Here is a 16,629-nt window from a genome sequence, read left to right as displayed (position 1 = left end):
GCCTCGTCTGCTTTCCAATTCTCTGCTTACTCCTTTAGCACACCGATATAGGGAAGGTTTCTGTATTTCTGGTCGTAGTCCAGCCCGTACCCGACGACAAATTCATCCGGAACCACAAAACCGGTGTAGCGGACATGAACATCCTTTACCTCCCGGCGCTCCGGTTTGTCCAGCATGGTACACAGCTCTATGCTGGCGGGATGGCGGGTCCGGAGCAGGGACAGCAGGTGGGAAAGCGTCCTGCCGGAATCAATAATATCCTCTACAATCAGCACGTCCTTTCCTTCTATGCTCTCATCCAGATCCTTTTTGATGCGGATAGACCCGCTGCTGACCGTGCCGCTTCCGTAGCTGGAAACAGCCATAAAGTCCAGGCTGACCGGAACGGTAATCCGCTTTGCCAGCTCCACCATGAAGAATACGCCCCCTTTCAGGACACAGATCATGTGAAGCTCTTTTCCCTCGTACTCTCTGCTGATCTGGGCTCCCAGCTCGCGAATTCTTTTATCCAGTTCTTCTTCACTGATTAACACACTGATATTGTCTGCCATTTCCGGCTCCTCTCCCTTGTGATTTCTCCGGTCTCCGGGCGTCTCCTTGCGGACGGCCGGACGCTTCCGGTTCTCTTCTTAAATTTCTTCTGCGGAAATTTCCAGAATCCGCCGCGTATTCTCCGTAACCCGGCAGCTCCCGCTGATCCGGTATCCGACAATCCACCAGACCTCGCTGCCGGATGCCAGCAAGACCAGCTTTTCTCTTTCCATGCGCGGAATTTTGCTGTCAATCAGATACTTTTTCAGCTTTTTCCGCCCGCCGTCTCCGCTGATCGTCAGATAATCTCCCGGTTGCCGCGTCCGGAAGGATAAATCGTTTTTAATTTTATCATAATCCAGCCACTTCGTATACTGCTTTTGTTTTTTCCCGCCGGTTTCTGCCGGCTCCTGTGTCCGGCTGTCTTCCCCGCTCTTTTTCCTCGCCAGTTCTGACTCCCGGTTTAACCGCTCCAGAATCCGGGGCAACTCATCCTGTCCGTGAAGCACGCACGTAAACCTCCAGCCCCCGTATTCCATCTCCCCCGGACACGGAAGCGATGTTCCGGGTGTTTTCCCGTCTGTGTTTTTCACAGGGTCCGGCGTTTTCTTCTCCGGATTGTCTTTCCCCGCACCCCGCAGCAGCCGGATTCCCTCATATTCCCGAAGCGCCCGCACGCCATAAGGAAGATCCAGCTGTTTTCCGGCCGGACGGTCCATCAGTCTTTTCAGATCCAGAATCTGTGTCCTGCCCACGTTCTTTTCGGAACCACCAAACCCGCAGAACGCCTCGTAAAGAACCCTTTTCTGCAGGATTTCCGGCTCCTGCCGGAGTTCGTCGCGGATAAAGGCCGTACCGCCGCACCGTGAGACATATTTTTTCTCCGCCTTCTGCGTTTCTTTGGCAAGATAATCCTCTGCTTCCGCCAGATCCCCCGCCAGATCTGCCATATGATCCACCGCTCCGGTATTGACATGCTCCTCCAGATAGGGGATCACACGGTGCCGGATTCCGTTCCGGGTATAATCATCCTCCAGATTTGTCCTGTCCGTCCGCCATGGTATCTTCCGTGCGGAGAGCCAGTCCTCTATCTCATCCCGCCGGACACACAGCAGGGGGCGGATCATGCGGGCTCCGGCAAATTCGGCTGCCGGGCGGATTCCCGCCATCCCCTTCAGGGAGCTTCCCCGTGCCGCGTGAAAAAGGAAAGTCTCAGCGCAGTCATTTCTGTGATGCGCCAGGGCAATCACAGACACCCCGTGTTTATGTATGCATTCCGCGTAGGCCTCTCTGCGCAGCAGGCGGCCGGTTTCTTCCTCCCCCATTCCCCTGTTTCCGGCGATCTCCCGCACCGGATAGGAGTACATGTAGAGTGGAATTTTCCTTTCCCCGCACAGCGCCCGGACAAAGTCCTGGTCTTTGTCACTCTCTGCTCCGCGGAGGCAGTGATTGACGTGTACCGCCGAAAGGCTCACTGCGGGCGGGAGTTCCCCATGATCCCGCAGATACACCAGCGCCATCAGCAGACAGACAGAATCCGCCCCTCCGGAGAGCCCTGCACAGACAGAATCCCCGGCCCGGATCAACCGATATTTTTCGATATACTGCCGTATTCTTTCCGTAAACGGATCCGTGCCCGCGCCTCTTCCCGCTTCCCTCACTGTTCTTTCCATCTTCTCCCGCATCGTATCACAAAGAGCCATGTCCGTTTTTGATTCCGGACATGGCTCTGTTTATCCATTACTGCTGTCTGATTTGACCGCCTGATCTGTGCTGCCGTCTGACTCCCTGAAGATTATCTCACCGTCTTTGATCAATCCCAGCTTTTCCTTGGCATATTCTTCCTTATAGCTGTCGCTCTGCATTTCCTCCTGCAGACTGTTGATATCTTCTGTCCGCTGGTTCTCCTGCTCCGTCTGTTCGGACAGAGAAGAAATCTCCTCCTGTCCCGCGCTGATCCTGGTCTGCAGCCGCCGGCTCATGACCAGAAGCACCGCCATCAGGGCAAACACCACAAGGATAATGCCAATCATGGTTTTCTTATTCTGACGCATGTATCTTCATCCTGTCATACTCTGTTACAGGCGTTCCCGGTTTCCCTCTTACAGATACCTGTAAAGCTCCTGGGCGCCTTCTTTTTTCACGGTTTCCTGCACATCCAGCACCTCTGCCTTTACCGATTTTGTTCCGAACAGAATCTCAATGACATCTCCGGCTTTGACGGGCGATGAGGCCCGCGCGGGTTTGCCGTTCAGAAGTACCCTTCCGGCGTCGCACGCCTCATTGGCCACTGTCCGCCGCTTAATCAGGCGGGAAACCTTCAGATATTTATCTAACCTCATTGATTACTTGAACATATCCTTCAGTGCTTTTCCTGCTTTGAACTTCGGAGTTCTGGACGCGGCGATCTCAATGGTCTCGCCGGTCTGAGGATTTCTGCCGGTACGTGCAGGTCTCTCGGAAACTTCAAAAGTACCGAAGCCGACCAGCTGCACCTTGTCTCCTTTTTTCAGGCTTTCTGAAACAGCGTCAACAAATGCCTTTACAGCTGCCTCGGAGTCCTTTTTGGACAGACCGGCTTTCTCTGCAATCTCGGCAATCAATTCAGTTTTATTCATTTTATTATCCTCCTAAAAAAGAAAAGTAATTAAGATATATATACCTTCCCGCTGTTTCTTTGTCAAGTGAACTTATGTACACAGACAGGTCCCGGAGCCAAAGCGGGACAGCGCGGGCGGCACTTCCTGACAAGCCGCAGGAAAAGCGGTCAGTTTCTCCCGGCGACTCCCAGCTCCTTCAGCAGAATGTCCTTCCTGTTCTTGCTCTGGTCCTTCAGCACAAGTTCCAGCGCTTTCTGAAGATTTCTGCCGATTTCCGGTCCCCGCGGCACGCCCGCGTCCAGCAGATCCTTTCCGCTGACGGCAAGCCCGTCCAGGCTGACGCACTGCCCTTCCCCGATGATCTTATCGTAAAGCTGCGCAACCCGTATGATGCGGGTCAGCTTTTCTTCTCTCTGGTATTCGCTCTGCGCCATGGCGTCCGCGTCCTGCACCTTCAGCCATGCCGGAAACAGTTCCTTTCCGATGACGCACACGGCCTTCCGCACTTCTGCCTCTTCCGGCCGGATCCACCAGTCATGATAATAAATCAGTTTTACTGTCTTCCGTATGGTGTCGTTGTCCATCTTCAGACGGCGCATCACCTTCTCCGCAATTTCCGCCCCCTTCGGTCCGTGTCCGAAGAAATGATCCACCCCGTCGGCGTCCGTGGTGCGGCAGGACGGCTTTCCCATGTCGTGCAGCAGCATGGTAAAACGCAGGAGGCGCCGGTTCTGTATGGCCCGCATGGCCGCAAGGGTGTGTTCTCCTACATTATACCTGTGATGCGGATTATTCTGCGGTGTCTGCATCATGGCGTCAAATTCCGGAAGAATCACCTTTGTGATTCCCGCTTCGTATGCCACCTTCAGATACTCCGGATGATCGGAGACAATCAGCTTGGTCAGTTCTGTACAGATTCTCTCCGCGCTGATTTTCTCCAGATTCGGGGCAAGAAGGATCACCCCGGCCAGGGTGTCCCGGTCTATGGAAAAATCCAGCTGGGCGGAAAAACGGACCGCGCGCAGGATTCGCAGCGCGTCCTCGGAAAATCGTTCCTCGGCAGGACCCACGCAGCGGATCACCCCGGCCTCCAGATCCTTCAGCCCCCCGTAGAGATCAATCAGCCCCTCTTCCTCATTGTATGCCATGGCATTGATCGTGAAATCGCGCCTCTTCAGATCTTCCTTCAGGCTGGCGGTGAAGGTGACATTTTCCGGGTGCCGGCAGTCCTCGTATTTTCCGTCAATCCGGTACGTTGTCACCTCATGGGTTTTGCTTCCGATCAGAACCGTTACCGTCCCATGCTCGATGCCCGTGTCCACCGTATGGGAAAACAGCGCCTTGACCTGCTCCGGCCTGGCGGATGTCGTAATATCCCAGTCGTCCGGAACCCGGTGCAGAAGAGAATCCCTGACACAGCCTCCCACCGCGTAGGCCTCATATCCCGCGTGGTGCAGTGTATTCAAGATGGTTTTTACCGTTCCCGGCAGACGTATCTGCATGCTTTCTTTCCTCCTGTCCTTCCGGCTGTGCCTGCGCCCCGGCATGTTCCAGACCTCCCTGCCCTCTGAAATACCGGCTGTCTTTTTCCAGATCATCTTAAAAACACACGCGCTTTCTGTCAATGCCATGTGTCCTCCCGATGCCTGGACGCCGTCTCGACACCTTGACAGCACCCCTCCTCCTATTCTACAATAATTCCTGCTGTCTTTACTGATATTAACATATTCCGGGGAGGAATTTTACCATGGCAAAAGAGAAAAAATTAGTACAGGCCATCACTTCCATGGATGAAGATTTCGCGCAGTGGTATACCGATGTCTGCATCAAGGCGGATCTGATCGGATATACCAGCGTAAAAGGCTGCATGGCAATCAAGCCCGCCGGCTACGCACTGTGGGAAAACATTCAGAAGGATCTGGATGCCCGCTTTAAGGCAACCGGCGTGAAAAATGTATATATGCCCATGCTGATTCCCGAAAGTCTTCTTAATAAAGAGTCGGAGCTGGTTCAGGGATTTGCTCCGGAGGTTGCGTGGGTTACCTCCGGCGGACAGGAAAAACTGACCGAACGACTCTGCGTCCGTCCTACATCGGAGACCCTGTTCTGCGATTTCTATTCCAGGGATATCCAGTCCCACAGAGATCTTCCCCGTCTGTATAACCAGTGGTGCTCAGTGGTGCGCTGGGAAAAGACCACCCGTCCGTTCCTCCGCTCCAGAGAGTTTCTGTGGCAGGAAGGCCACACCGCTCACGCAACTGCAGAGGAGGCCGAGGAAAGAACCGTCCAGATGCTCAATATTTATGCGGATTTTCTGGAAAACAGCCTGGCCATCCCTGTGATTAAAGGACAGAAAACAGAGAAGGAAAAGTTTGCCGGCGCCCTCCACACCTACACCGTAGAGACGCTGATGCACGACGGAAAAGCGCTTCAGTCCGGTACCAGCCACAACTTCGGCGATATTTTTGCCAGAGCCTACGATGTAACCTTCACAGACAAGGACAACACCGTTAAATATGTGTACCAGACTTCCTGGGGAATGACAACCCGTGTTATCGGCGCGCTGATCATGGTACACGGAGATAACAGCGGATTGGTTCTGCCCCCGCACATTGCCCCCACACAGGTCATGGTTATCCCTATCCGCCAGGACGCGGAAGGTGTTCTGGACAAAGCCCTGTCCGTGAAGGCCGCTCTGGAAAGTGCCGGTGTCCGCACAGATCTGGATGACTCCGAAAAGAGTCCGGGCTGGAAATTCTCCGAACAGGAGATGCGCGGTATTCCGATCCGTGTGGAGCTTGGGCCGAAGGACATCGAAAAGAACCAGGCCGTTCTGGTCCGCAGAGACACAAGGGAGAAAACCATTGTCTCCATCAACGAGCTCCCGTCTGTTGTTCCGCAGCTCCTGGAAACCATCCAGAAAGATATGTTCCTGCGCGCAAAGACACATCGCGACAGCCACACCTACGACGCTCACAACTACGAGGAGTTTAAGGAAATCGTCAACAACAAACCCGGGTTTGTCCGCGCCATGTGGTGCGGGGATCCCGCCTGCGAGGAAAAAATAAAGGCGGACACCACGGCAACCAGCCGCTGCATTCCGTTTGAGCAGGAACAGATTGCAGACACCTGTGTCTGCTGCGGACGCCCTGCAAAAAAGATGGTGTTCTGGGGCAAGGCGTACTAATCCTTTACAAAAAAATCATTTTGTTTTATGCAACTTTATCCTTCCCTTTTCGGAAGATTTAGGTTATGATAAACAGGCACAATATCTTGTGCCTGTTTTTTAATTTCTGTACTAAATATTGTATCATATAGGGCATCCGGCGTGCTGGTGCAGAAATCCGGAAAAACAGCCGGACAGACCGGCAGCGGGGGACCGGATAAAACCACAGAAGAATCAGAAGAAAAGAGGAGTGAAGAAGGATGCAGCAGATGGATCTTGATATGGAAATCAAAACCAATGTCATTAAGCGCAGCGGGGAAGAGGTTTCTTTTGATATCAGCAAAATTGTAAACGCAATCAGCAAGGCAAACCGGGAAGTGGATAAAATCCACCAGTTGAATGAATACCAGATTCTGGCAGTGGCGGAAAAAATCGCAAAGCAGGTCGCGGATTATCCCCATGCCATCAACGTAGAGGACATCCAGGATCTGGTAGAGACCGGCATTATGGAGATGCGTGGCTATGAGGTTGCGCAGAAATATGTGCGCTACCGCTACAAGAGACAGCTGGCAAGAAAATCAAACACCACCGATAACGGCATCCTGGCTCTGATCAACCAGATGAACGAGGAAGTAAAGCAGGAAAACTCCAACAAGAACCCCGTCATCAATTCCACCCAGCGTGATTACATGGCCGGCGAGGTCAGCAAGGATCTGTCCCGCCGTATTCTCCTTCCGGAAGAAATTGTCCGCGCCCACGAGGCAGGCATCATCCATTTCCATGATTCCGATTATTTTGCCCAGAAGGAGCACAACTGTGACCTGATCAACCTGGAGGATATGCTGCAGAACGGAACGGTAATCAGCGAAACCCTGATTGAAAAGCCGCACAGCTTCTTCACCGCCTGCAACGTAACGACACAGATTGTAGCCCAGGTCGCCTCCAACCAGTACGGAGGACAGTCCTTCTCTCTGGCGCACCTGGCTCCTTTTGTGGACATCAGCCGTAAAAAAATCCGTAAGCTGGTGGAGGAAGAGCGAAAATCCTGCGGAGAGAGCATGGATCCCGAAATCATCTCCAAGGTAACAGAAAGGCGGCTGGCAGAGGAAATACGAAGCGGCATCCAGACCATCCAGTACCAGCTGATCACGCTGATGACCTGCAACGGGCAGGCGCCTTTTGTCACCATGTTTATGTACCTGGATGAGGTTCCGGAAGGACAGACCAGAGAAGATCTGGCCGCCATTATCCGCGAGGTTCTGATCCAGAGAATGCAGGGCGTCAAAAACGAAAAAGGCGTCTGGGTCACCCCGGCGTTCCCGAAACTGATTTACGTTCTGGATGAAGATAATATCCACGAGGATTCCAAATACCGGAGTCTTACGGAACTGGCGGCAAAATGCACGGCCAAACGGATGGTTCCGGATTATATCTCCGCCAAAAAGATGAAGGAGCTGAAGGGCGATGTTTATCCCTGCATGGGCTGCCGTTCCTTCCTCACCCCGGATCAGGGACAGTGCGACGAGGGCAATGTCTCCAACTGCGGCAACTACACAGAGGGCAAACATAAATACTACGGCCGCTTTAATCAGGGCGTCGTCACCATCAACCTGGTCGATGTGGCATGTTCTTCCGGCAGGGATATGGACAAATTCTGGGAGATTCTGGATGAGCGGCTGGAACTCTGTCACAGGGCGCTGCGCTGCCGTCATGAGCGTCTCCTGGGCACGGTATCCGATGTTGCCCCGATTCTGTGGCAGTACGGCGCGCTGGCCCGCCTGAAAAAGGGAGAGACCATCGACAAGCTTCTGTTTAATAACTACTCCACCATTTCCCTGGGCTATGCCGGCCTGTATGAGATGTGCGTGTACATGACAGGAAAGAGCCACACGGATCCGGAGGCAAAGCCCTTTGCCCTGGCCGTCATGAAAAAACTGAACGACGCCTGCGCCAAATGGAGGGCGGCGGAAAACATCAGCTACTCCCTGTACGGCACCCCCATGGAGTCCACGACCTACAAATTTGCGAAGTGCCTGCAGAAGCGGTTCGGAATCATCAAGGACGTCACCGACCACAACTACATTACCAACTCCTACCACGTGAACGTGCGGGAAAAGATCGACGCCTTTACGAAGCTGAAGTTTGAGTCCGAATTCCAGGAGCTGTCTCCGGGCGGTGCCATCAGCTATGTGGAAGTGCCGAATATGCAGGACAATATCCCGGCGGTTCTGTCGGTCATGAAATTTATCTACGACAATATCATGTACGCGGAGCTGAACACCAAGAGCGATTACTGTGAAGTATGCGGCTATGACGGTGAGATCCAGATTAAAGAGGACGAGCACGGCAAACTGATCTGGGTATGCCCGAACTGCGGCAACACGGACCAGAGCAAGATGTCTGTCGCGCGCCGGACCTGCGGTTACATCGGAACACAGTTCTGGAACCAGGGGAGAACACAGGAGATCAAGGACAGGGTGCTGCACCTGTAAGATAAGACACCGATGAATTATTCTATCATTAAAGAATTTGATATTGCGGACGGTCCCGGCGTGCGGGTGAGCCTTTTCGTTTCCGGATGCCGGAACCACTGCAAGGGATGTTTCCAGCCGGAGACCTGGGACTTCGCCTACGGAAAACCGTTCACAGAGGAAGTGGAGGACCATATCCTGGAGTTGCTGAAGCCGGACTACATCCAGGGGCTGACCCTGCTTGGCGGCGATCCGTTTGAGGAAGAAAACCAGCGTGCGCTGGCTCCCTTTCTCATGCGCGTAAAGGCGGAATTTCCGGAAAAGGATATCTGGTGCTACACCGGCTATACCTTTGACGTGGACCTGGTAAAAGGCGGAAAGAAATATACGGAAGTCACCGACACCATTCTCTCCTGCCTGGATCTGGTCGTAGACGGAAGGTTTGAGGAATCCCTGAAGGACATTACCCTGCTTTTCCGGGGAAGCAGCAACCAGCGTCTGATTCCGCTGCACGGCTATGTTCCACCGGAAAAACACACAAAATAACAGATTTTTTATCCGGCATCGGCCACTCAGGCCGATGCTGTTTTTTTGCGGCGGAGCGCCCGCTGCACAGCCTTTACTATCTCTACCACCGGGATGACCAGAAAAGCGATCAGCACAGCCGTCCCGTACAGTCCCCAGGAAAGGTCCTCCAGCTGAAGCACCTTCGCGGCGGCCGGAATCTTTACCGCCAGTGTCGTCAGAACAAATCCGCTGACGCCGGAAAGCCACAGCGTCAGGTTCTGGCTCCCAAGAGTAAACACCGAATGGATTCTTGACCGCATGTTAAAGCTGTGGAAAATCTCACACAGGTTCAGCGTCACGAAGGCCATTGTCAGCCCGGTCACAGAATGTCCAGGCTCTCCCAGCTGTGCAAAAGAGCCGAAAAGGTAAGAAATCAGGACCAGGACGGCGACCAGGCTTCCCTGATAGGCGATATCCCTTCCCATTCCGCCGGAGAAAACCGAATCGTCGGATTTTCTGGGCGGCCTTTTCATCACATCCTTTTCCTCTGACTCCATTCCCAGTGCCATGGCCGGAAAGCAGTCTGTCAGCAGATTGATAAAGAGCAGGTGCATCGGCCGGAAGGTATTGAAACGAAGCAGGGTAAACAGGAAAACAATAATTACCTCGCTGATGTTGGTGCTCAAGAGGAACTGGATCGCCTTGCGGATATTATCATAGATCTGCCTTCCCTCTTCCACGGCCCGCACAATCGTCGCGTAGTTGTCGTCCGTCAGAATCAGATCCGCCGCGTTTTTGGTTACATCCGTTCCTGTAATGCCCATGCCGATTCCGATATCCGCGGATTTTACAGACGGCGCGTCGTTCACGCCGTCACCGGTCATAGCCGTAATGGCGCCCCTCTTCTTCCACGCGTTTACAATCCGGACCTTATGCTCCGGCTTCACCCTCGCGTAGACATGGTATTTATCAATATCTCTGTACAGCTCCTCATCACTGATGCGGTCCAGCTCCGCCCCGGTTTTTACCTCGGAATCTTCCTGAATAATCCCAAGCTCCCTGGCTATGGCCGCCGCCGTATCCCGGTGGTCGCCGGTAATCATGACCGGCCGGATTCCGGCCTCCCGGCATTTTCTCAGCGCGTCCGGAACCTCCTTCCGCACCGGATCCATCATGCCGGCCAGTCCGATAAAGCACAGATTCTGCTCTGCCTGCTCCGGGGAATGATTTTCCGGAAGCGTCTTATAGGATCTTTTCGCTGCGGCAAGAACACGCAGCGCGTCCGCAGCCATGGCACTGACCTGATCCCGGATGATCCGCCTTCCCTCTTCATCCAGAGGCAGTTCCTTCCCATCCCTGATCCAGGTAGCGCAGCGGCCCAGGACAACGTCCGGAGCCCCCTTGGTATACTGTATAATTCCCTTTTCCGTGCGGTGGAACGTTGTCATCATCTTGCGCGAGGAATCAAAGGGACACTCCGCGATACGGGGCATGGTCTTTTCCGCCTGCTTCTTGTGGAAGCCCTCTTTCTCCGCAAAGGCCACAAGCGCCGCCTCTGTCGGCTCCCCCTGAACTGCCCCGTCCTCATCTGCCTGCGCATCGCTGCACAGAGACATGGCTTCCGCCAAAAGCTTCCGGTCCCCAAAGGTCCGGACCACCGTCATCCTGTTCTGCGTCAGCGTCCCCGTCTTATCGGAACAGATGACATTAGTGCAGCCCAGCGCCTCCACGGCTGTCAGCCTGCGCACAATGGCGTTGGCCTTGGACATGCGGGTAACGCCCAGAGAAAGAACCAGCGTGACAACCGTAGCCAGTCCCTCCGGAATTGCCGCGACTGCAAGGGAGACGGCAATCATGAAGATCTGCAGGACCGTGCTCAGGTTTCTCTCCGGAGCCATAACCATATCGAACACAAAAATGAAGACGCAGATCAGGATGACCATGACAGACAGCTTTTTGCCAAGCTCATTCAGCTTCTTCTGCAGCGGCGTCTCGCTGTCCTCCGTCTGATTCAGGACATCGGCGATTTTTCCCATTTCCGTCCGCATGCCTGTGTCCGTTACCAGAAGCTTACCTCTTCCATAGGAGACACTGCTGCCCATAAAGGCCATATTCTTACGGTCGCCCAGAGATACCTCTCCGGAATCCTCCTGCTTCACCATTTTCACAAGCTTCTGCACGGGCACCGATTCTCCTGTCAGAGAGGATTCGTCTATGCGCAGAGACTCCGCCTCCAGAAGCCGTCCGTCAGCCGGAACCATGTCCCCCGCTTCCAGGAGTACAACATCTCCCGGTACCAGGCTGCTGCTGGGAACCTCCTCCTGTTTTCCGTCACGGATGACATGGCAGGTAGCCGCCGTCATTTTCTGCAGCGCCTCCACCGCGTTTTCCGCCTTGCTCTCCTGAAAGACTCCCAGCGCGGCGTTCAGTCCCACCACAATCAGAATAATAAAAACCTCCGCCATGGATTCTCCGGAAACCGCGTTGGTAACCGCGGAAACAACCGCCGCGGCGAGAAGCATAATCAGCATCGGATCTTTCAGTTCATCCAGAAACTTCTGAAAAACATTCTTTTTCCCGGCCTTCTCCAGCTCGTTCTTCCCATACTTCTGCAGCCTCTCACCGGCTTCCTGTTCCGAGAGGCCCGTATCCCGGCTCCCCAGTTCCGCCTGAAGCTCGCTCAGGTCTTTCTCATAAACTTCTGCCATACTCTATCCGCTCCCTGTACGTTTTCTGTGATGATGCCATGATACATGAACCCCTTAAATGTCTGTTTCTATACCAGGAGGGTTCCAAGGTCGTACCCCGATTCATACAGGCATGATCGATTTATGGCCTTTTAACCCTGGCATCTTCATCCTAGCGGATATTTATCCTCCTGACAAGAAAGCACAAATAATTTTTTACACTCCGGGCAGTTTGTCCGATCCGACAGGGCGCAGGCATCTGCCGGGAAAGAGCCCAGGCTCTGTCTTTTTGTTCACACTTCGTTCATATCTTGCTCCTACAATACAGGGCATGGATACATCAATCGTCAATCAATATTATCTGGAACATTATTTTGACTTTGCAAACGCGGGACAGTTCCTGCTGGCGGCATTTCTCGGCCTGGCAGCAGTGCTGGCCATTATTCTGATCGCGGCAAAAGCCGGGGCAAAACAGGAGGTCCGGAAGGCGGATCTGGAAAACAGCCGGATCCTTTACCGCCGTGATTCTAACGATGCCTATTACGGGAATGGGAATCCGGCAGATCACAGCCGTCCGGAAGGTTCCGGCAGCTATACGCCCAGTCAGCTCCGGCATATCCGGAAAAAACAGTACGACCTGGTCGAGCGATTCTTTGAGCTCTGCTTTTCCGCCACCTCCGTCCTGTTTTTTCTGACGCTGTACTACCTGATTGACGCGCACATGCCTGCCGCCTATGCCTACTGGATCCAGTACCAGGATGTTTTTCTTCTGATTTTTATCCTTCTTTCCGTGTTCCTGACCGCATGGCTGGATATGACCTTTGTGCACCTGAAATACCTGGGCACAGAAGAAAAAGCAGATGTACGGCTGACCAGTTCGTTTTACATCATCCTGATCCTGCTGTACATCCGCTTTATTTACCAGGATACCAACTACAATCAGCTGATCCTGTACTTTCTGACACTTGCCGCCGGCAGATTCTTTTATTTTGATTTTACGGTAAAAGAATTTGCGCGTATGCTAAAGGGAATCTGGCGCAACCTTCCGATTCTCGGCCTGCTGGCCGCCTATTCCGCTTTTGTCTGCTGGTTCGGCTTTCACTCAGGGTTTCTTCTTACCTCCAACGGCGTTATCCTGAGTACCTTTATTGCCCACCTGTTCATGGACCTCGCCATCTTCCTGATCGCGCGGAGCCATTTGCTGCATCTGGCTATCCGTTGACCTGCGCTTCCTTTTTGCTTTCTTTCTGCAGGTCACGGACTACCATGCCGACATTGAATTTCTTCAGATCCTCCTCGAACTCTTTCTGAAGCTCTGCCAGCTTGTCATCCAGCGCTCCGTGGATATTTCTCCCGACCGGGCAGTTGAGATTCAGGTTTTCATGGAAATTAAACAGTTCTTCCTTGTTTGTCTCCACCGCCTCATAGACATCATAAAACGTAATCTGATCCATCGGCCTTGTAAGCGTAATTCCTCCCGGACCGCGGCGGACGGCAATCAGATTGGCGTCCTTCAGCTGTCCCATGATGTTTCGTATGATAACCGGGTTGCTCCCGATACTGGAGGCCAGAAACTCACTGGTAATCTTATAATCTTCCTTAAAATATTCCGCGGCCGCCAGAATATGAATGGCAATCGTAAATTTTGTGGAAACCTGCATCCTTAACTCCCTGTAGTGCTGTCATGTTTTTTTTTACATTATATAATAACCGCAATCCGGGCAGGTTTCAAGTTCATTTTTCAGTCTGTCTCTGTGCCGCGCAGAATTCCCAGCCCATGTTTCAGCGGGGACAGCAGGAAATCCAGATCCTCCCGGCATGCCTTAGGACTGCCGGGAAGATTTACGATCAGAGTTTTCTTACGGATTCCCGCCGTCTGACGGCTCAGGATGGCATGCGTGGTAAACTGCATAGAATAAGCCCTCAGAGCCTCCCCGATTCCCGGCACCTCCCGCTCACTGACTTCCTTTGTTGCCTCCGGGGTCAGGTCGCGCACGGAAAATCCGGTTCCACCTGTGGTAAAAATTACGTTGACCTGCCGCTGTTCTGTCAGGCGGATCAGCTCTGCTTTCAGTTTTTCTTTTCCATCCGGCAGAATGATCTGCTCTACAACATGATAGCCGGCCTTTTCCAGCACCTCCCGGACTGCCGGGCCGGATTTGTCCTCATATTCTCCCCTGCTTGCCCTGTCCGAAAGTGTGATCACCGCTGCCGTAAAGGGCCTGTCCGGAGAAGGTTCCAGCATGGTCACGGTGTCTCCCGGACGGATGGTTCCTCCTTTCAGAACAACCGTAAAAACTCCTTCCCTTGGCATAATGCAGTCTCCCATCACCTTATAGATTTCACAGTGGCTGTGGCAGGCTTTTCCGACCTGGGTAAGTTCCAGAAGAACTTCTCCGATACGAAATCGGGTTCCCACAGGAAGTTCTTTCAAATCGTATCCCTCCACAACAATATTCTCCCCGAACGCGCCGAACTCTACCTTAGCTCCCTTACGACGAAATTCTTCTATTTTCTCATAGGAAAGAAGACTGACCTGGCGATGCCATTTTCCCGCATGGGCGTCTCCCTCCACGCCCCAGTCGGTTTTCAGCGTAATACTGTCCACCGGTCTCTTCTGCGTACCCTTTTTTTCACTGACACACACAGCAATTACTTTTCCCATTGCCCTGTCTCCTGCTTTCTGATTTTTTCTCTGGCCTGACGCCTCTTCAGGTACGATTCTCCGGCCTGTCCTTAATTTTATAGTGGACATCCCCGACCAGTTTTGTGTATTTTCTTTTATCAAACGCCTCCAGGAACATCTGCGAATATTTCCGGGAGGTGTGAAGGAGATCCCGATACTCTGCCAGGGTGATCTGTCCGTCTCTGTCTAGCTTCTGATAGAGAACGTCTGTCACGTAGTCCCAGTGCTCCTTCGCCATATAGGCGGACGCATCCACCCGGACAAGTTTCCCCTTCTTCCCCAGATCTGACAGGATCTGGCGGATCTGCCTTGGGTTTCTGTACTGTTCCGCCAGTTTTTCTGTGTAAGGCACTTCAAACCCGGCCTTCCGGTACTGCTTCAGGAGCTGCTCGGCAAGGCGGGCCACCTCTGCGTCCGGCGTCTCGTCCACGCCGTAAAGCATCACTCCGCCTTCGGAAATCTGGAGCACCTTCCGCTTTACCAGTTCATGAAGAATCAGCTCCTGCTGATTCTTTTTCAGCGCAAACCGGGCGCTGATCCGGTTGTAAAACTCCGCTTTTTCCATCTGCCGGATAACGGAGTTTTCCTCGTGAAATTTTTTCAGCATCTTCTCTGCGCAGGCGGCAATCACCTTCCAGAAATCCATGTGAATATACCTGTCGGTTCCGATGGAGATGGCCCGCTTCTTTTCCTTCAGCTCCAGCAGAAGTTCCGCCGTTCTTTCTTCCGTAAGATTCAGACGTACCGAAAACTCCGATACAGAAGGGATCTCTGCACTGTATTCCCGAAGCTCTTCCTCCAGCTGCTCCGCGTCTGTTCCCTGTTCCTTGATCTGCAGTCCGCGAAGAACATTCTCCTGGTTTCTCCTGTGCTTTCTGGCGTCCGCCTCCAGAAATACGCCGCCGCCGAAGGTTTCTACCGGGGAATAAAAAAGCAGGATGAACCGGTCACCCTTTCTTACGGCCACCGGCTCTTCAAAACGGAACTGCACATAGGCTTCCTCCCCTGCCTTCAGCTCCGCGGCATCCAGAAGAACCGCCTTGCAGTCCGCCCTGGCAGCCCCGAAACTGATATGTACCCTGCTGTTATTTTTCAGGGTATGCCGGGCATCGGAAAACAGCTGCACACGGGCATCCAGCATCATGGACGGGATCATCCGCCCCGGCCGCGCGATGACTTCTCCTCTCTCCAGCTCCTCCTTACGGATATCCGCCAGATTCAGCGCGGTCCGCTGTCCCGCATATGCCGTGGTTTCCTGCTGATTGTGGCTCTGTATCGAACGGACCCGTACAATCTTCTGCTGCGGGTAAACCATCAGCTCTTCCCCCACGGAGCAGGAACCTTCCACCAGCGTTCCTGTCACGACAGTGCCCACACCTTTTAGGGAAAAAACACGATCTGCCGGAAGCCGGAACATCTCCGGATCTATTCTCCTTACGGCCGTATTCCGGACGTTTTCAAGAATCAGCCTCTTCAGCTCCGGAATGTTTTCTCCTGTCACAGCCGAGACGCAGATCCGGGGCGCATGCTCCAGGAAGCTTCCCTTTACCATTTCATCCGTCTCTTCTTCCGCCATACGGATCAGTTCTTCATCCGCCAGATCCAGCTTGGTAAATACAAGAATCCCCCGCGGGATGTGAAGCATTTTCAGAATATCAAAATGCTCCCTGGTCTGCGGCATAATTCCCTCATCCAAGGCGATAACCAGAAGAACCAGGTCTATGCCCCCGATTCCAGCCAGCATATTCCGGATAAATTTCTCATGTCCGGGAACGTCTATGATGCCGATCCGCAGCCCTTCCTCGTTCGGCAGGCTGGCAAATCCGTTCTCGATGGTGATTCCCCTTTTCTTTTCCTCCGCCAGCCGGTCCGTGTCCGTCCCGGTCAGCGCCTTTATCAGACAGGTTTTTCCATGATCCACATGTCCCGCCGTTCCGATGATGATGTTATTCATTTCTCTTCCACAACATTCCCATGGAAT

Annotated in this window: 14 protein-coding genes; 4 read left to right on the top strand and 10 right to left on the bottom strand. The window is 53.3% G+C overall.

Annotated elements, in window-relative coordinates:
* Positions 1-26 precede the first annotated feature (26 nt).
* The 6 genes from hpt to FYJ60_RS04250 form a co-directional block, all read right to left on the bottom strand.
* Positions 27-551 carry a hypoxanthine phosphoribosyltransferase gene (hpt, locus tag FYJ60_RS04275; RefSeq protein ID WP_154457321.1) on the bottom strand — a complete coding sequence of 175 codons (525 nt, stop codon included), beginning with the start codon at positions 549-551 and terminating at the stop codon, positions 27-29.
* Between the two features lie 78 nt (positions 552-629).
* Complete coding sequence (gene tilS / locus FYJ60_RS04270; protein ID WP_205838958.1) at positions 630-2,204, bottom strand: tRNA lysidine(34) synthetase TilS; 1,575 nt, start codon at positions 2,202-2,204, stop codon at positions 630-632.
* Between the two features lie 60 nt (positions 2,205-2,264).
* The gene (locus FYJ60_RS04265; RefSeq protein WP_154457319.1) at positions 2,265-2,585 is read right to left on the bottom strand and encodes an FtsB family cell division protein; all 321 of its coding nucleotides are present in this window, start codon (positions 2,583-2,585) and stop codon (positions 2,265-2,267) included.
* A 48-nt stretch (positions 2,586-2,633) separates the two neighbouring features.
* Complete coding sequence (locus tag FYJ60_RS04260) at positions 2,634-2,873, bottom strand: RNA-binding S4 domain-containing protein (protein ID WP_154457318.1); 240 nt, start codon at positions 2,871-2,873, stop codon at positions 2,634-2,636.
* 3 nt (positions 2,874-2,876) lie between these two features.
* Positions 2,877-3,149, bottom strand: a complete 273-nt coding sequence (locus FYJ60_RS04255) for an HU family DNA-binding protein (protein ID WP_154457317.1) — start codon at positions 3,147-3,149, stop codon at positions 2,877-2,879.
* A gap of 149 nt (positions 3,150-3,298) precedes the next feature.
* Positions 3,299-4,633: a CCA tRNA nucleotidyltransferase gene (locus FYJ60_RS04250; protein ID WP_154457590.1), complete on the bottom strand. Its 1,335-nt coding sequence runs from the start codon at positions 4,631-4,633 to the stop codon at positions 3,299-3,301.
* A 245-nt stretch (positions 4,634-4,878) separates the two neighbouring features.
* Here FYJ60_RS04250 and proS point away from each other — a divergent pair, with 245 nt between their 5' ends.
* From proS to nrdG, 3 genes are all read left to right on the top strand, one after another.
* Entirely contained in the window at positions 4,879-6,318 is a 1,440-nt protein-coding gene (gene proS, locus FYJ60_RS04245; RefSeq protein ID WP_154457316.1) for a proline--tRNA ligase, read from the top strand.
* 239 nt (positions 6,319-6,557) lie between these two features.
* Positions 6,558-8,789: an anaerobic ribonucleoside-triphosphate reductase gene (nrdD, locus tag FYJ60_RS04240; protein ID WP_330579104.1), complete on the top strand. Its 2,232-nt coding sequence runs from the start codon at positions 6,558-6,560 to the stop codon at positions 8,787-8,789.
* Positions 8,790-8,801: 12 nt separating this feature from the next.
* Positions 8,802-9,314 carry an anaerobic ribonucleoside-triphosphate reductase activating protein gene (gene nrdG / locus FYJ60_RS04235; protein WP_154457315.1) on the top strand — a complete coding sequence of 171 codons (513 nt, stop codon included), beginning with the start codon at positions 8,802-8,804 and terminating at the stop codon, positions 9,312-9,314.
* A gap of 26 nt (positions 9,315-9,340) precedes the next feature.
* On the opposite strand, the gene FYJ60_RS04230 is transcribed toward nrdG, so the two are convergent.
* Positions 9,341-11,983: a calcium-translocating P-type ATPase, PMCA-type gene (locus tag FYJ60_RS04230; protein WP_154457314.1), complete on the bottom strand. Its 2,643-nt coding sequence runs from the start codon at positions 11,981-11,983 to the stop codon at positions 9,341-9,343.
* A 310-nt stretch (positions 11,984-12,293) separates the two neighbouring features.
* On the opposite strand from FYJ60_RS04230, the gene FYJ60_RS04225 reads away from it, so the two are divergent.
* Positions 12,294-13,184 carry a hypothetical protein gene (locus FYJ60_RS04225; RefSeq protein ID WP_154457313.1) on the top strand — a complete coding sequence of 297 codons (891 nt, stop codon included), beginning with the start codon at positions 12,294-12,296 and terminating at the stop codon, positions 13,182-13,184.
* Here FYJ60_RS04225 and FYJ60_RS04220 read toward each other — a convergent pair.
* From FYJ60_RS04220 to selB, 3 genes are all read right to left on the bottom strand, one after another.
* Positions 13,174-13,623, bottom strand: a complete 450-nt coding sequence (locus FYJ60_RS04220; protein ID WP_154457312.1) for an Rrf2 family transcriptional regulator — start codon at positions 13,621-13,623, stop codon at positions 13,174-13,176. The two genes, FYJ60_RS04225 and FYJ60_RS04220, sit on opposite strands and share 11 nt — an antisense overlap.
* 80 nt (positions 13,624-13,703) lie before the next feature.
* Positions 13,704-14,627, bottom strand: a complete 924-nt coding sequence (gene mog / locus FYJ60_RS04215) for a molybdopterin adenylyltransferase (RefSeq protein ID WP_154457311.1) — start codon at positions 14,625-14,627, stop codon at positions 13,704-13,706.
* Between the two features lie 46 nt (positions 14,628-14,673).
* Positions 14,674-16,602 carry a selenocysteine-specific translation elongation factor gene (gene selB / locus FYJ60_RS04210; protein ID WP_154457310.1) on the bottom strand — a complete coding sequence of 643 codons (1,929 nt, stop codon included), beginning with the start codon at positions 16,600-16,602 and terminating at the stop codon, positions 14,674-14,676.
* Positions 16,603-16,629 lie beyond the last annotated feature (27 nt).

Source organism: Bilifractor porci (assembly GCF_009696005.1).
GTDB classification, from domain to species: domain Bacteria; phylum Bacillota; class Clostridia; order Lachnospirales; family Lachnospiraceae; genus Bilifractor; species Bilifractor porci.
Note: the sequence above shows the minus strand (reverse complement) of the source record. Positions and strands in the feature narration are given on the sequence as shown.

What these genes read in the sequence shown, in the direction of transcription:
- FYJ60_RS04255 (WP_154457317.1), bottom strand. Translation starts at nt 3,149, where the DNA reads ATGAATAAAACTGAATTGATTGCCGAGATTGCAGAGAAAGCCGGTCTG.
- FYJ60_RS04260 (WP_154457318.1), bottom strand. Translation starts at nt 2,873, where the DNA reads ATGAGGTTAGATAAATATCTGAAGGTTTCCCGCCTGATTAAGCGGCGG.
- FYJ60_RS04230 (WP_154457314.1), bottom strand. Translation starts at nt 11,983, where the DNA reads ATGGCAGAAGTTTATGAGAAAGACCTGAGCGAGCTTCAGGCGGAACTG.
- mog (WP_154457311.1), bottom strand. Translation starts at nt 14,627, where the DNA reads ATGGGAAAAGTAATTGCTGTGTGTGTCAGTGAAAAAAAGGGTACGCAG.
- FYJ60_RS04250 (WP_154457590.1), bottom strand. Translation starts at nt 4,633, where the DNA reads ATGCAGATACGTCTGCCGGGAACGGTAAAAACCATCTTGAATACACTG.
- proS (WP_154457316.1), top strand. Translation starts at nt 4,879, where the DNA reads ATGGCAAAAGAGAAAAAATTAGTACAGGCCATCACTTCCATGGATGAA.
- tilS (WP_205838958.1), bottom strand. Translation starts at nt 2,204, where the DNA reads ATGGAAAGAACAGTGAGGGAAGCGGGAAGAGGCGCGGGCACGGATCCG.
- FYJ60_RS04220 (WP_154457312.1), bottom strand. Translation starts at nt 13,623, where the DNA reads ATGCAGGTTTCCACAAAATTTACGATTGCCATTCATATTCTGGCGGCC.
- nrdG (WP_154457315.1), top strand. Translation starts at nt 8,802, where the DNA reads ATGAATTATTCTATCATTAAAGAATTTGATATTGCGGACGGTCCCGGC.
- FYJ60_RS04265 (WP_154457319.1), bottom strand. Translation starts at nt 2,585, where the DNA reads ATGCGTCAGAATAAGAAAACCATGATTGGCATTATCCTTGTGGTGTTT.
- selB (WP_154457310.1), bottom strand. Translation starts at nt 16,602, where the DNA reads ATGAATAACATCATCATCGGAACGGCGGGACATGTGGATCATGGAAAA.
- hpt (WP_154457321.1), bottom strand. Translation starts at nt 551, where the DNA reads ATGGCAGACAATATCAGTGTGTTAATCAGTGAAGAAGAACTGGATAAA.
- FYJ60_RS04225 (WP_154457313.1), top strand. Translation starts at nt 12,294, where the DNA reads ATGGATACATCAATCGTCAATCAATATTATCTGGAACATTATTTTGAC.
- nrdD (WP_330579104.1), top strand. Translation starts at nt 6,558, where the DNA reads ATGCAGCAGATGGATCTTGATATGGAAATCAAAACCAATGTCATTAAG.